The sequence below is a fragment of the Pedobacter insulae genome, assembly GCF_900113525.1.
GTDB lineage: Bacteria > Bacteroidota > Bacteroidia > Sphingobacteriales > Sphingobacteriaceae > Pedobacter > Pedobacter insulae.
This window is the reverse complement of the sequence record NZ_FOPP01000002.1, coordinates 21,449-36,886: the sequence shown is the minus strand read 5'-3', so window position 1 is coordinate 36,886 and position 15,438 is coordinate 21,449. Positions and strand designations below refer to the sequence as shown.

Below are 15,438 nucleotides of genomic sequence, written 5' to 3'. Positions count from 1 at the left end.
TACCAAATTAAGGCTTTAATACGGCAAGGCTGTCAGATTGTCGTTAACATACATTAAAAACACCCAATTGATGAGTAAAGAAGACCATTTTGATTTTAGTCAGTCATTACCTATGATAAATGAAGATACCGAATTTTTCCCATTGATGTCTCAACAAGATGAAGATGAGATGAACAGTGAAGAAACCCCAGAAATACTTGCCATACTTCCTTTACGCAATACTGTTTTATTTCCTGGGGTAGTAATTCCGATTACGGTAGGCCGTGATAAATCCATTAAGCTAATTAAAGAAGCCTACAAAGGCGATAAAATTATTGGTGTAGTTTCTCAAAAAGACGTCGCAGTAGAAGATCCGACTTTTGAACAATTGAATAATGTCGGAACGGTTGCGCAAATCATTAAAATGTTGCAGATGCCTGATGGAAATACTACTGTTATTATCCAGGGTAAACAACGCTTTCAATTAGTTGAAGAAGTACAATCTGAGCCTTATATAAAGGTTATTATCGCTAAATTCGCCGAATCAAAACATAAAAACGATAAGGAATTTAAGAACTTAGTCGCCTCTATCAGAGAGATGTCGTCACAAATAATTCAGCTTTCCCCTAATATTCCAAGTGAAGCTGCAATTGCTTTGAAGAACATAGAGAGCACCTCATTCCTGATTAACTTTATTTCTTCTAACATGAATGCCGACGTGGCTGAAAAGCAAAAGATGTTGGAAATGGGCAACCTTAGGAAACGTGCCGAACGCGTAATGGAACTTTTAACGCTTGAACTCCAAATGTTAGAGTTAAAAAATCAAATCCAGTCCAAAGTACGCACGGATCTTGATAAACAACAAAGAGACTATTTTTTAAATCAGCAGTTAAAAACTATTCAAGAAGAATTGGGTGGAAATTCTACGGATCTAGAATACGAGGCGCTGGAACTCAGAGCAAAAAAGAAAAAATGGGCAACTCACGTGGCAAACCATTTCAGCAAAGAGCTCGAAAAACTAGGTAGAATGAATCCCGCAGCCCCGGATTATTCAATTCAAATGAATTATTTGGAGTTATTGTTAGATTTACCTTGGGGTGATTTTACGAAAGATAATTTCGATCTTAAACGGGCTCAAAAGGTGTTAGATAAAGATCACTTTGGCTTAGAGAAAGTTAAACAACGAATTATAGAATACCTTGCCGTGCTAAAATTAAAGCGCGATATGAAAGCTCCTATCATCTGCTTGGTAGGACCTCCAGGAGTAGGTAAAACATCCTTAGGAAAATCTATTGCCAAAGCCCTTAACCGTAAATACGTACGCATGGCATTGGGAGGGATAAGAGATGAAGCAGAAATTAGAGGTCATCGTAAAACATACATTGGCGCAATGCCGGGAAGAATTATCCAATCTATAAAAAAAGCTGGCGCCGCCAATCCAGTATTTGTACTGGATGAGATTGACAAAGTAGGCTCCGATTTTCGCGGCGACCCTTCTTCTGCGCTATTGGAAGTATTAGACCCTGAGCAAAATAATGCCTTTAACGACCATTACGTGGAGGCTGATTATGACCTTTCCAATGTTTTATTTATTGCAACTGCAAACTCCTTAAGTAATATACAGCCAGCTTTATTAGACCGAATGGAAATTATTGAGGTTAACGGCTATACCATTGAGGAAAAAATAGAAATTGCTAAAAAATATTTGCTTCCGAAGCAAAAAGAACAACATGGTTTAAAACTTAAAGACATTGGCCTTAAGAATAACCTTATTGAAAAAGTCATCGAAGATTATACTAGAGAATCAGGTGTGAGGGGATTGGAAAAAAAGATCGGTTCATTAGTTCGTGGTGTTGCTACCAAAATAGCGATGGACGAAGCATATGAGCCAAATCTAAGTCTTGATGATGTTGAGCGTATTTTAGGTGCTCCTATTTATGACAAGGATGCGTACGAAGGTAATGAGGTTGCTGGTGTAGTAACTGGTTTAGCCTGGACCTCAGTTGGTGGCGATATCTTATTTATAGAGGCCAGTCTTAGCCCAGGAAAAGGAAAGTTAACGCTAACAGGCAACTTAGGAGATGTCATGAAAGAATCTGCTGTGATTGCTTTAGCATACCTAAGAGCACATTCTCATTTATTTGGAATCGACAATTTACTTTTCGACCAGTGGGATGTACATGTTCACGTCCCTGCTGGTGCAACACCAAAAGATGGTCCTTCTGCTGGGATCACTATGCTTACAGCCCTTACTTCTGCCTTTACCCAAAGAAAGGTAAAGTCTAATTTAGCCATGACCGGCGAGATTACCTTACGTGGGAAAGTACTACCTGTTGGTGGAATCAAAGAGAAAATTTTAGCCGCTAAACGAGCTAATATCAAAGAAATTATCCTTTGTAAATCAAACAGAAAAGACATATTAGAAATTAAAGAAGATTACATTAAAGACTTGAAATTTCATTATGTTAGTGAAATGAAAGAGGTCATTGATTTAGCTTTAACGAAAGATAAAGTAAAAAACCCTCAAAATATTACTGTTAAAAAACAAGAAGTATAATTTATGCGCACTACCATAGCTGCCTGTTTATTTTTAGTGTTTGGTTGTTCCAGCTTGAAAAGCTTCAGCCAGTCTTATAAAAATGAATTTGGTTTCAAAAGTGATAACGATGCTTACCTATTTTATGGTCAGGATCGTTATTACACTAATGGTTTAATGCTCTTTTTCCGTAGTGCTACTGATCAAAATAAGTTGGGAGATAAGCTTGAAAAGTTCATCTACGAAGTTACAGCCGGACAGAAAATGTTTAATCCGCAAAGCGGGGCTGCTGGTAAAATCAGTCAGCAAGACAGGCCTTTTGCCGGGTATTTGTATGCAGGGGGGAGTTTGAATTTTTTTTATAAAAAGGAGAATATTTTAAAAACCAGCCTGGAACTAGGAACGATAGGACCAGATGCACTTGGCGAAGATGCTCAAAAACTATTACACAACACTGTTGGCTTTTATAAAATAGACGGTTGGCAATATCAAATAGAAAATAAACTCAGCGCGAATCTCTCGGTGCAATATACCAGCTTACTTCATCGGTCTGAATACAATAAGATAGATTTTTCGTTTGAAGGCTATGCGAATGTAGGGACAACTTTCAGGGGTGCAGGGGCCGGAATACTAATGCGCACCGGAAATATCAATCAATTATTCCAATCTGCTTATACAAATTCAACAATTGGTTATCATCCTAAAACTGCCCGATTGGTGACTTCAGAAACTTTCTTTTATGCAAAACCGCAGTTAAACTTTGTGGCCTATGACGGAACGATCCAAGGAAAAACCCTCAATGAAGGCCGGCAATATGCTATCAATAAAATTGTTTTTGCGCAGCAGCTAGGGTTTAATTATAGCAGTAGGCGTTTTACTTTCGATTTTGGTTTATTATTTAAAACAAAAGAAGTAAAAGATATAATCCATACGCATCAGTTTGCTACTATTTCTATGCTTTATAGATTTAACTAATTTGTTCTAGGGTAAAGTTAATTTTTTAACCTAACCTCGCAAATCTTAATAATCAATTATTTTCCTGTTCTTCTTTTTATCGGCTGTTGAAGCTTTGTTTTTCAACCTTTTTTCGATTACTGCTTTTGGAATTTTAGTGGGCTTTCTCTTCTTCTGCACCTGAAGAGATTTAGTTAACAACGTAATTAATTTGAATACAGTCCTTTGTTTATTTAAAAGCTGGCTTCTATCTTCTTGAGAAATAATATGCAAATTACCCTCATTATCTAATCTTGTAGATAATTTTTCAGCTAACAACAGTTTTTGCTCCTCAGAGAATAAAGAAGAATCTTGAACCTTAAAGATCAGTTCAACTTTACTGGAAACTTTGTTAACGTTTTGTCCGCCTTTGCCCCCACTCCTAGATGTTTTAAAAAAACATTCTTTAACTAATTCTTCTTTACTAGGTATCATATAGCAAAGGTAATTAGAATTGTTATCTTTGTCCAATATGAGAAAAAACATAGTTGTAGCAATAGATGGCTATTCTTCATGTGGAAAAAGCACGCTTGCCAAGGCTTTGGCAAAAAAATTAGGCTTTATTTACATTGATAGCGGCGCTATGTATCGTGCTGTAACACTTTATTTCATTAGAAATGAAGTAGATATAACTAATGAAGCAGATGTGAAAGATGCCCTACAGCATATCGAACTTAATTTCCACTCGCGTGATTATGAATCTCATATTCTTTTAAACGGAGAAGAAGTTTTTGAAGAAATCAGACAGATGCCTGTTTCCGAAAGTGTAAGCGAGGTCTCCGCCCATAAGATGGTTCGCCATGATATGGTAAAGCAACAGCAACGCATGGGCAAGTCTAAGAACATAGTTATGGATGGCCGTGACATTGGCACAGCAGTATTTGAAGATGCCCAGGTAAAATTTTTCATGACAGCAGATCCCAAGATCAGAGCTGAGAGAAGATTTAATGAGCTTGTTTCAAAAGGAGATACGGTAACTACGCTAGAAGAAGTTTTCGAAAACCTTGCACATCGCGACTATGCAGATACGACAAGAGTAGAAAGCCCATTAACGAGAGCAGAAGATGCGATCATTTTAGACAATACAGAGCTCACCGAACAAGAACAATTAAATTTTGCATTGGAACGAGTAGAGCCTTTTTTAGAAAGTAGTTCAAATTAAATTGTATTTTAGTCAAAACTTTATTCCTATGACTATACCTTGTTCAGCAAAATTCCTTATTTTAAGTTTATTCATCATCTTTTCATCTACAGTTAAGGCTCAAAAAGGCTGGATTAATCTTTTTAATGGAAAAGACTTAAAAGATTGGACAGTTAAAATTGCCAAACATGAAGTTGGCGAAAATTATGCAAATACTTTTCGGGTAGAAAATGGAGTGATGAAGGTTAGTTATGATGGATATAACAATTTCGATAGGCAATATGGGCACATTCATTATAAAAAACCATTTTCATATTATTTATTGAAGGTAGAATACCGTTTTGTTGGTGAGCAGGCGAAAGGAGGTGAAGGTTGGGCTACAAGAAATAGTGGCGCCATGTTACATGGCCAGGATCCTAAAACAATGTTGAAAGATCAAGATTTTCCTATATCTGTTGAAGGACAATTGTTAGGGGGCGATGGAACTCATGAGCGCCATACCAGTAATGTATGTACTCCCGGAACAACCGTTTTTTTAAACGATAAACTGAATGAAATACATTGTTTGGAATCTAATTCAAAAACCTTCCATGGTGATCAATGGGTTACTGCAGAGTTTTTAGTTTTAGGAGATTCGATCATTAAGCACTTCGTAAATAAAGAACTAGTTTTACAATATACCAAGCCGCAAATAGGCGGCGGAAGCGTGAGCAATTTCGATCCAAAAGTTAAACAAGATGGGAAGGCTTTAACGAGCGGTTTTATTTCTTTGCAAAGCGAAAGTCACCCTGTAGAATTTAGAAAAGTTGCCTTATTTGATTTAGCACCTTACGCAAAAGATAAGGCAAAGCTCAACAAAGTTTTGGAAAAAATTAGCAAAGAAAATTAGCGCTAAATTCTTCCTTAGATACTATCATAATTATATCTCTCGATTAAAACCTTTCTTAAAAATTAACGTTAATTTTTAAATCCGCTGGAAGTTTCCGGAAAGGTTTCCTAAGTTTGCGGCTTATTATTTCTACTGGTATCGTTAATTGGATGCCATTAATATGATCATTATGAATAGATATTTTTTCTTGCTCTTTACTTTCGTTCTTTTTTCATTTAGTGTTAATGCACAGGATATTTATAGTGTTACAGCTGACAAACTGAATGTTAGGGAAACCAAGGATCCCAGTAGTAAGAAAATCGGCTTTTTACCTCAAGGCGAAAATGTAGCTGTATTAGATTCTTCAGACACAAAATTTTTCAAAATTAAGGTTACAAATGGCGAAGGATGGGTTAGCAAGGATTATTTGCGTAGAATTAGTCCGGTCCCTATCAAGAAATCAGCAGAAACAGTGGTCACTGTAACCCAAAACAACGAGGAAGGTCGAGGTAATATAGTTTTTATTATACTTGCGATCGTGGTGATGGTGATGCTGCTTTTTGTGATCATCAAATTTGTCCCGAACAAAGTATTTATGGTTTTCTCGGCGGCCATGGTACTTATCATCGGTTATTTTTTTTATCTGGGCTTTATTGTAGAAAAGGTTGTTTCAGGGAAATACACAACGGATACCGATGCCCAATATCAATCATTTGATTTTAAATCTAAAGATTCTGTTGTTATACACGACACCTACTTAGACTCTCTATCCACCGCCCATTATGTGATAGAGGGAGATGTGATTAAGTTTAAACAACAAGAAAATACCTTTCTCTTGTTGATAAGAGATGACAGTACGTTGGTTGGGGAAGGTTTCACGAAAGGAATATTTAAGAAGAATTAAATTTCTTATAAAAATCTAAAATTATCTTAGCTCTTCTATACCTAAGGCTTTGCTTTGCCGACTAAAAAAACAACAATCGAGTTACCGCTAATAACAGAAAAATGCCTCAATAGTTCGGATATCTTCACCTGTTTTTGACTATATCCTTAACAATCAGCAACATTTATTAAAAAAATGTTTCCTATTAAAAAAGAAATTTCTACCTTTGCAGTCCCTAAATAGGGAACAAAGGAGATTATTAATTAATGGCTAAAAAACAAGTAGCAGAAAAAGAACTAGAGGCTAAAACAGCCGAACTACAAGGTGCAGACGCTCGTCTAACCGAGAAAGAAACAATTGAGTCAGAAGCTGATTCGGTTTCTATCGAACAAATCAAATCATCATTAGCAACACCAGATCAAGATTTTGATTGGGATGCAGATGATAAAGTATTTGGTAACTACAGTGACGCAGACCGTAAAAAGTTTGAAGATATGTATACAGATACTTTCAATCAAATCACGCAAGGCGAGATCATTAGTGGTATCGTTGTATCGATCAACAACAAAGACGTTGTATTAAATGTTGGCTTTAAATCTGACGGTTTAGTATCAACTTCAGAGTTCCGTGATACACCTGATTTGAAAATTGGCGATTCAGTGGATGTTTTCGTAGAAGCTCCAGAAGATGCGAATGGTCAGTTGATTTTATCTCGTAAGAGAGCAAAAACCCAACGTTCATGGGAAACTATTAACGCAGCCCTTGACAATGACACAATCATTAATGGTTTTGTGAAAAGCCGTACTAAAGGTGGTTTAATTGTTGACATTATGGGTGTAGAAGCGTTCTTACCTGGTTCTCAAATTGACATTAAACCTATCCGCGATTACGATGTATACGTGGGTAAAACAATGGAGTTCAAAGTTGTTAAAATTAATCATGAGTTTAAAAACGTAGTTGTATCTCATAAAATATTAATTGAAGACGATTTAGAAAGCCAAAAAGTTGAAATCGTTTCTAAATTAGAAAAAGGACAAGTATTAGAAGGTACTGTGAAAAACATTACTGACTTTGGTGTGTTCATCGATTTAGGCGGTGTTGATGGTTTATTGCACATTACCGATATTTCTTGGGGTCGCATAGAGCATCCGAAAGAAGTGTTATCATTAGACGAAAAAATCAACGTTGTTGTTTTAGACTTTGATGATGAGAAAAAACGTATTGCTTTAGGCTTAAAACAATTAACTCCACATCCTTGGGAAAATTTAGATGCTAACTTAGCTGTTGGTTCTAAAGTAAAAGGTAAAATTGTTACTGTAGCTGATTACGGTGCTTTCTTAGAAATCATCCCTGGTGTTGAAGGTTTAATCCACGTTTCAGAAATGAGCTGGTCACAAAACCTACGTTCACCACAAGAATTCTTGAAAGTTGGTGATGAAATCGAAGCTGAAGTTTTAACTTTAGATAGAGATGAACGTAAAATGAGCTTAGGTATTAAACAATTAACTCAAGATCCTTGGGGTAATGTTGCTGAAAGATATCCAATTGGCAGCAAACACCAAGCTGTAGTTAAAAACATGACTAACTTCGGTGTATTTGTTGAAATTGAAGAAGGAATTGATGGATTAATCCACATTTCTGACCTTTCTTGGAGCAAAAAAGTTAACCACCCGAATGAGTTTACTAAAGTTGGTGATACCTTAGACGTTGTTGTTTTAGAACTTGATGTTGAAAACCGCAAATTAAGCTTAGGTCACAAACAATTAGAAGAAAACCCTTGGGATACTTTCGAAACTATCTTTACACTTGATTCAATTCATCAAGGTACTGTAGTTAAAGTAACTGATAAAGGTGCTGTTATTGCTTTACCTTATGGTGTTGAAGGTTTCGTGCCTACTAAACATATGGCTAAAGAAGATGGTTCTGTAATCAAAGCTGAAGAAACTAATGATTTCAAAATCATTGAGTTTAACAAAGATGCTAAGCGTATCGTTGTTTCTCACGCCCGTATCTGGGAAGAGGCTAAAGCAGAAGTTGCTGCTGAAGAAAGAGCTACTAAAAAGAAAGAAGCTAAAGCTTCTGTAAGTGCAGTTAAAAAAGTAAAAGATTCTGTAGAGAAATCTACTTTAGGTGATCTTGGCGTATTGGCTCAGTTAAAAGAGCAAATGGAAGGCGAAGAAAGCAAGAAAAAAGGAAAATAAGCTTTTTAATTAGCTAATAAATTAAAAGCTCTCGATGAAAGTCGGGAGCTTTTTTTGTTTTGCTATTTCGTATTTCCATCATAGCATAGTGAAAGATCTTCAACATTAGCTCTTGATCTCTCTCAAGCAGAGAAGATAATTTAGCTGTAGAATTCTTACATTTGAAGAAAATCAGACCGCTAAAAAATTATATTTCAATGAAAAAACTTGCTTTTTGCTTTTTGCTCTTCGTTTTCAACTTTAACCTTTCAGCTCAAGAAATAAATATTATTCCGCAACCTGTTGAGATCGTGAATTCAGCATCGAACAAACCCTTTTTGATCAATGAAAACACCAAAATCCTTTTTGCTGATCAATCAAATTTAAATTCAGCGAACTTCCTATCAGATTACCTAAATAAATACTACAATGTCCAATTAGAAAAAAAGGTAGCCGCACATCTTGCGGGAACTAATGTGATTACGCTTGCTATAGATAAAGGACTGAAAGGCAATGCTGGAACCTATACCCTTCAATCAAATCAGTCTTCGATTGCTATTGTTGCAAAATCTGATACAGGCATCTTTTATGGGATCCAAACACTAATTCAATTATTGCCTGCCCAAAAAACTGACAAACTTACCATCCCGTCAGTTAGTATAAACGATTATCCGAGATTCGATTATCGCGGCATGCATCTTGACGTTAGCAGACATTTTTTTGAGGTGGCTTTTGTTAAAAAGTACATCGACTATCTAGCGCTTCATAAAATGAATTATTTCCATTGGCACTTAACCGATGATCATGGCTGGCGAATTGAAATTAAGAAGTATCCAAAACTCACTGAAATTGGCGCTTGGAGAGCTGGAAGCATCATAGGACTTTGGCCGGGCAAAGGAAATGAGGAAATCCGATACCAAGTTTTACCCAACGAAGTAAAAATCAGTCCGAAAAATGCTATACTCAAAACTGACGGCATTAAACATGGAGGATTTTATACGCAGGAAGAAATTAAGGAAGTAATCGATTATGCTGCAAAAAGATACATTACGATTATCCCGGAAATTGAAATGCCCGCACATAGCATGGCCGTACTGGCAGCTTATCCTGAATTGGGAACAGAACCAAATAAAAAATACCAAGTACCTCAAACCTGGGGCATGATGAATAAATACAATAATGTGCTACAGCCTACCGAAAAGACATTTGAGTTTTTACAAGATGTGTTAACTGAAGTTATTGCATTATTTCCCTCTCCATATATCCATATTGGAGGAGATGAGGCTTCTAAAATCTGGTGGAGAGCCTCGTCAGAGACGCAGAAGATCATGAAAAACAACAACCTGAAAGATGAGAATGCCCTGCAAAGCTATTTCATCCATCGCATAGAAAAATTTGTAAACAGTAGGGGCAAAACAATTATTGGTTGGGATGAGATTTTAGATGGAGGTTTAGCTCCAAATGCTATAGTAATGAGCTGGCGAGGTGAAAAAGGTGGCATCGCTGCAGCTAAGGAAAATCATAAGGTGATTATGACACCCGAAACAAAATTATACTTTAATCATGCGCAATTTGCAAAAGAGGATAGCCTAACTGCTGCCAAAGTTTTGCCATTGGCAACAGTTTACGAATATGATCCAATACCAAGTGAGCTGAGTGAGGCGCAGCAAAAATATATTTGGGGTGCACAGGGCAATTTGTGGTCCGAATATATTACCAACCCTTCCAAAGTTGAATACATGATATTCCCTCGATTAGATGCCTTAAGCGAGATGTTATGGACACCTAAGCAAAACAAAAACTATCCTGATTTTTTAAGGCGTTTAAAGACACAATTTAAACGCTATGATTTAATGGACATAACTTATAGTCAACGATACTTAGAAAATTAAAATATATGAGGCGATTTCTTGCAATTTTATTTACCGTAGTTACCTTATTCGCAATCAAGGAGTGTGTTTATATCTTCACTTCAACCGACCCCGACATCGTGGTTAAAAAAACCCAATTAAGTATCGTAGCAATTAGTATTATTATTCCTTTAATGTTATTCACGCTCTGGCTTTGGAGCGGCAAAAGAAAACAAACATTATGAATCATCAACAACCCACTGAAGAACAATTTCGTCAAATAGCTATGCAGCTTAGTCACCCAACAGGAGACGACGGTATTCGGACTGCCGAGCAAATGCATTTCAGCAATATCGGAATGACGAGAAATACAATTTCTTCCCTAACCTTAATGCCAAATGATCGCGTTTTGGAATTAGGTCACGGAAATGGAAAACATATTGTAGAAATTTTAGACAAAGCGGAAGATATTAGCTATCAGGGACTTGAAATATCGGAGTTAATGAGCTTAGAGGCACGAAAAGTTAACACTCAAGCAAACGTATCCTTTACACTTTATGAAGGTGAAAATATCCCTTTTGAGGCCGACTGCTTTAATAAGATTTTAACGGTAAACACCCTTTATTTCTGGAAGAACCCACTACAGCTACTCAACGAGATTTACCGTGTATTAAAACCCGGCGGCAAGTTTAGCTTTGCCTTTGCACAAAGGGATTTTATGGAGAAACTGCCATTTACAAAATTCATTTTTGAACTTTATGATATCCCCAAAGTCGAAAAATTAATTCGAAATAGCTTCTTTAAAAACTTTGAGTTTAAAGAATTCACTGAACAAATAACCTCCAAAGATGGGCAGTCGATCGAAAGAGTCTACACCATAGCGACCTTAATGAAGTAATTTATAAAAATTTATCTTTTAAGGCTGGTGTAGGTACCCAACAGCTTTCTTTCTTGCCGAACCATTTGTACCGGTTTTTAGCAATAAAATTATAGATAAAGTCTCTAATAAAGCGCGGTATGATTATAAAACCGTATAACAACGGCCAAAAACCACTTAGCTTTTTTGCAACTTTTAAGGCCGCGGTTGAGCGTTCATAAACCTTCCCATTTTCCAATAATACAAAACTACTTCCATCCTCTACATCGATATTAAAGGGTGATAATTTTAATTTTGCATAATCACTTTGTAAGGAAGCGAAATGGAAAAGATTACGGTGATCTCTTTGAATGGTAAATTGTACCGCTCCATTGCACAGATTACAAAGCCCATCGAAAAAAATTACAGTCTTTTCGTTCATCATACATTAAAGTTAGTGCTTTATCTCATTTCAGCATAAAAAGCCGATTGATTTTTCAATAACATGACTCTAAAATCATAATTAAACCGCTACATTTAACTCATAAACAATTATTCTTATTTATGAAAAAATGGATTTTCATACTGTTAATTTCAATTATTCAAATTTCGGCGTATGCGCAACTTGCTAAAAGAGCACGCGATTATAAGCTAAAAATTGGTGTAATGCCAACTGGAAAATTAAATGGCATAACGGATGTTGAAGGTGTAAAAGTGGGGCATATAACCCTAAATATTGGTGATACCGTTCACACAGGGGTGACAGCAATTTTACCGCATGGAGATAATATTTTTCAGGAAAAAGTACCAGCTGCGATTTTTGCTGCAAATGGTTTTGGTAAATTAACCGGTACTACGCAAATCATTGAACTGGGCAATATCGAAACCCCAATCATATTAACCAATACCTTAAGCGTGGCCGCAGGGATTGAAGGACTCTTGGATTATACCCTTAACTACAAAGGAAACGAAAGTATAAAATCAGTAAACGCAGTAGTTGGCGAAACGAATGATAGCTACTTAAATGATATTAGAGGTCGCCATGTTACCAAGCAACATGTTTTGGAAGCAATTGAAAGTGCCCATTCCGGGCAGGTGGAAGAAGGCAATGTAGGCGCAGGGACTGGCACGGTATGCTTTGGCTACAAAGGAGGAATTGGCACCTCTTCCCGGAAATTACCAAAAAATTTGGGGGGATATACCGTTGGTGTATTAGTTCAAAGTAATTTTGGGGGCGTATTGCAAATTGATGGTGTTCCGATTGGAGCAGAACTAGGGAAATTTAGCTTTAGTAATCAATTACTGAACAATGTTGATGGTTCATGTATGGTGGTTATCGCAACAGACGCACCTTTAGATAGTCGCAATCTGGAAAGACTAGCAAAACGGGCATTCTTAGGTCTGGGCAAAACTGGCGGCATAGCATCAAATGGCAGTGGAGATTATATGATAGCCTTTTCTACGGCGAAAGATCTAAGAACTCCACATACAAGTAAAACCACCATGCTGAAAAATAGCACCCTGCACAATGATGAGACTTCCCCCCTTTTTATGGCGGCGATAGAAGCCACCGAAGAAGCTATTATCAATTCTTTATTTGCGGCAAAAACTATGACCGGAATAACAGGAAATAAAGTAAATGCCTTACCTTTAGATCAGGTTTTACCGCTATTAAAAAAGTTTAATCGTATCATCAATGAGCAATAGATATATCTCCATCAATCACCAGCTATATACCGAAGAAAATGCCAAAATTTCTGTTTCGGATCTTTCCATACAAAGGGGCTTCGGCATTTTCGATTTTTTAAAAACTGTAGATAATAAAGCAATCTTTTTAGAAGATCATTTCAATAGATTTTATAATTCGGCGAAAGAGATGAATTTAACAATTGGGGTTGATCGTGAAGGACTTAAAGCTTCCATCGATCAGTTAATGGAAAAGAACAAAATGCCAAACTCCGGTTTAAAATTCATTTTAACAGGAGGTTTTTCTGAAGATGGATATACCATGACTAAACCGAATTTGATTTTGACGCAAGTACCTTTCGAAATCGACCTTGCAGCTTTCGATAAAGGAATGAAATTAGTAACCTATCAGCATCAAAGACAACTGCCTACTATCAAAACAATAGATTATTTACAAGCTATTCGTTTACAAGGATATATTAAAGAAAATCTTTCCGACGATGTTTTGTACCATCAGCAAGGGTCGATCAGGGAATGTCCTAGAGCTAACTTTTTTATTGTTAAAGACAATAAGGTAATCACACCCAAAACTGATATTTTAAAAGGAATTACCAGAAGTAAGATTTTATCGTTGGAAATAAATAACTATACTATTTCAGAAGAAGATTTTACGCTTAACGATATTGCAACTGCCGATGAAGCATTTATCAGCAGTTCTACAAAAAATGCACTACCCGTATTAGCAGTGGACGGTAAAACTATTGGTGATGGAAGACCTGGGCCAATCACTCGAAAAATAAACAATGAGCTCTATCGGTTGATTGGCCTGCAATAGGACTTTTCAAATTCATCTTTCAACTTTCAACATTTTCGGCTATATTTGCCTAATCCTTGTTTCATGCAAAAGAGAACACTCCTAAACGGTCAAAAATTCGAGATCACAATTAAAAGACTTTGTCAGCAATTAATTGAAAATCATACCGATTTTTCTAATACCGTATTGATAGGAATTCAACCCCGAGGAACATTCTTCGCCGACCGCGTTCATCGAGAGCTTTCAAATATCTTATCTTCCTCATCAATCAAAAAAGGAAATCTAGATATTACTTTCTTTCGAGATGATTTTCGAAGAAAAGATGGCTTAGTGACTGCAAGCAGCAATACGGTCGATTTTATAATTGAGGGCAAACAGGTTATCTTAATTGATGATGTTTTATGGACAGGCCGCACAATACGAGCTGCTATGGATGCTTTGTTGGCATTTGGACGACCAGAAAAAGTGGAGTTGATGGTCTTGATCGATAGGCGTTTCTCAAGACATTTACCCATCGAACCAAACTACATCGGGCAGCAGGTAGACTGTGTGGATTCGCAAAAAGTGAAGGTTAGCTGGAAGGAAAACGAAGGGGAAGACAAGGTTATCTTATTATCAGAAAAGCAATCGTAAAAAATGGCAGCAGAAAAACTTTCAACTAGGCATCTCTTAGGAATTAAAGACATTAACCTGAATGATATTGAATTGATTTTCGAAACTGCTACTAATTTTAAAGATGTAATTAACAGACCCATCAAAAGGGTACCCTCCTTAAGAGACATTACCATCGCTAATATATTTTTCGAAAACTCTACCAGAACCAAACTTTCCTTTGAGCTTGCAGAAAAAAGGCTTTCGGCGGACGTTGTAAATTTCGCTGCCTCTTCATCGTCGGTAAGTAAAGGTGAAACGTTAATTGATACGGTTAACAATATCCTCGCCATGAAGGTAGATATGGTCGTTATGCGCCATCCTAATGCCGGAGCTGGAGTTTTCCTAAGCAAACATATTAAAGCACAGATAGTTAATGCTGGAGATGGAGCACATGAACACCCTACGCAGGCCTTATTGGATGCCTTCTCAATTCAGCAAAAGCTTGGGAGCATCGCGGGCAAAAAAGTCGTTATCGTAGGAGACATCCTTCATTCGAGAGTAGCCGTATCCAATATCCTATGTCTCCAAAAACTGGGTGCAGAAGTAATGGTTTGTGGCCCTACAACTTTAATTCCTAAGCATATTGGATCGCTTGGGGTAAAGGTAGAGCATAATTTAATTAAGGCGTTAAATTGGTGTGATGTGGCTAATATGCTCCGCATTCAGCTCGAGCGACAAGACATCAAATACTTCCCGTCATTGCGTGAATACGCCTTGATGTATGGCCTTAACAAGCAAATACTTGATAATTTGGACAAGGAAATTTTGGTAATGCACCCGGGGCCCATTAACAGGGGAGTTGAAATTACCAGTGATGTAGCTGATAGCAAACAATCGATTATTTTGGAACAAGTTGAAAACGGAGTTGCTATCAGAATGGCTGTACTCTATCTTCTTGCAAGCCAGAATGATTAGTATTTCCCTCAGCACTACCGAACTTGCCGGCTAAAGACCCTTAGAATTTTTCATATAACAATTTTTAAATCTAACCGTTAAAC

14 protein-coding genes are annotated in these 15,438 nt (G+C 36.9%); 12 read left to right on the top strand and 2 right to left on the bottom strand.

Annotated elements, in window-relative coordinates; translation table 11 throughout:
* The first annotated feature begins 70 nt into the window (after positions 1 to 70).
* A complete protein-coding gene (gene lon, locus BM207_RS03015) occupies positions 71 to 2,536 on the top strand; it encodes an endopeptidase La (protein ID WP_090992098.1) in 2,466 nt (821 codons plus the stop codon).
* 3 nt (positions 2,537 to 2,539) lie between these two features.
* Positions 2,540 to 3,490: a lipid A deacylase LpxR family protein gene (locus BM207_RS03010; protein WP_090992097.1), complete on the top strand. Its 951-nt coding sequence runs from the start codon at positions 2,540 to 2,542 to the stop codon at positions 3,488 to 3,490.
* A 45-nt stretch (positions 3,491 to 3,535) separates the two neighbouring features.
* On the opposite strand, the gene arfB is transcribed toward BM207_RS03010, so the two are convergent.
* Positions 3,536 to 3,943: an alternative ribosome rescue aminoacyl-tRNA hydrolase ArfB gene (gene arfB, locus BM207_RS03005; RefSeq protein ID WP_090992096.1), complete on the bottom strand. Its 408-nt coding sequence runs from the start codon at positions 3,941 to 3,943 to the stop codon at positions 3,536 to 3,538.
* A gap of 37 nt (positions 3,944 to 3,980) precedes the next feature.
* On the opposite strand from arfB, the gene cmk reads away from it, so the two are divergent.
* The 6 genes from cmk (at position 3,981) to BM207_RS02970 (ending at position 11,328) form a co-directional block, all read left to right on the top strand.
* A complete protein-coding gene (gene cmk, locus BM207_RS03000) occupies positions 3,981 to 4,670 on the top strand; it encodes a (d)CMP kinase (protein WP_090992095.1) in 690 nt (229 codons plus the stop codon).
* Positions 4,671 to 4,698: 28 nt separating this feature from the next.
* Entirely contained in the window at positions 4,699 to 5,538 is an 840-nt protein-coding gene (locus BM207_RS02995; protein WP_090992094.1) for a 3-keto-disaccharide hydrolase, read from the top strand.
* A gap of 169 nt (positions 5,539 to 5,707) precedes the next feature.
* Entirely contained in the window at positions 5,708 to 6,421 is a 714-nt protein-coding gene (locus BM207_RS02990) for an SH3 domain-containing protein (protein WP_177217044.1), read from the top strand.
* 245 nt (positions 6,422 to 6,666) lie between these two features.
* Complete coding sequence (gene rpsA / locus BM207_RS02985) at positions 6,667 to 8,601, top strand: 30S ribosomal protein S1 (RefSeq protein WP_090992092.1); 1,935 nt, start codon at positions 6,667 to 6,669, stop codon at positions 8,599 to 8,601.
* A gap of 197 nt (positions 8,602 to 8,798) precedes the next feature.
* A complete protein-coding gene (locus BM207_RS02980; protein ID WP_090992091.1) occupies positions 8,799 to 10,472 on the top strand; it encodes a beta-N-acetylhexosaminidase in 1,674 nt (557 codons plus the stop codon).
* A 199-nt stretch (positions 10,473 to 10,671) separates the two neighbouring features.
* Positions 10,672 to 11,328, top strand: coding sequence for a class I SAM-dependent methyltransferase (locus BM207_RS02970; RefSeq protein WP_090992089.1), 657 nt, complete (start codon positions 10,672 to 10,674; stop codon positions 11,326 to 11,328).
* Position 11,329: 1 nt separating this feature from the next.
* Here BM207_RS02970 and BM207_RS02965 read toward each other — a convergent pair whose 3' ends face one another.
* Positions 11,330 to 11,731 (bottom strand): thiol-disulfide oxidoreductase DCC family protein, encoded by a 402-nt coding sequence (locus BM207_RS02965; RefSeq protein WP_090992088.1) that lies wholly within the window; start codon positions 11,729 to 11,731, stop codon positions 11,330 to 11,332.
* Between the two features lie 119 nt (positions 11,732 to 11,850).
* Here BM207_RS02965 and BM207_RS02960 point away from each other — a divergent pair, with 119 nt between their 5' ends.
* The 4 genes from BM207_RS02960 to BM207_RS02945 all read left to right on the top strand — a co-directional run bounded on the left by BM207_RS02960 (position 11,851) and on the right by BM207_RS02945 (position 15,355).
* Positions 11,851 to 12,993, top strand: a complete 1,143-nt coding sequence (locus BM207_RS02960) for a DmpA family aminopeptidase (protein ID WP_090992087.1) — start codon at positions 11,851 to 11,853, stop codon at positions 12,991 to 12,993.
* Positions 12,983 to 13,807 (top strand): aminotransferase class IV, encoded by an 825-nt coding sequence (locus tag BM207_RS02955; protein ID WP_090992086.1) that lies wholly within the window; start codon positions 12,983 to 12,985, stop codon positions 13,805 to 13,807. Before BM207_RS02960 ends, BM207_RS02955 begins: the two co-directional genes overlap by 11 nt.
* A 63-nt stretch (positions 13,808 to 13,870) precedes the next feature.
* Complete coding sequence (gene pyrR / locus BM207_RS02950) at positions 13,871 to 14,419, top strand: bifunctional pyr operon transcriptional regulator/uracil phosphoribosyltransferase PyrR (RefSeq protein ID WP_090992085.1); 549 nt, start codon at positions 13,871 to 13,873, stop codon at positions 14,417 to 14,419.
* Between the two features lie 3 nt (positions 14,420 to 14,422).
* Positions 14,423 to 15,355 carry an aspartate carbamoyltransferase catalytic subunit gene (locus BM207_RS02945; protein ID WP_090992084.1) on the top strand — a complete coding sequence of 311 codons (933 nt, stop codon included), beginning with the start codon at positions 14,423 to 14,425 and terminating at the stop codon, positions 15,353 to 15,355.
* Positions 15,356 to 15,438 lie beyond the last annotated feature (83 nt).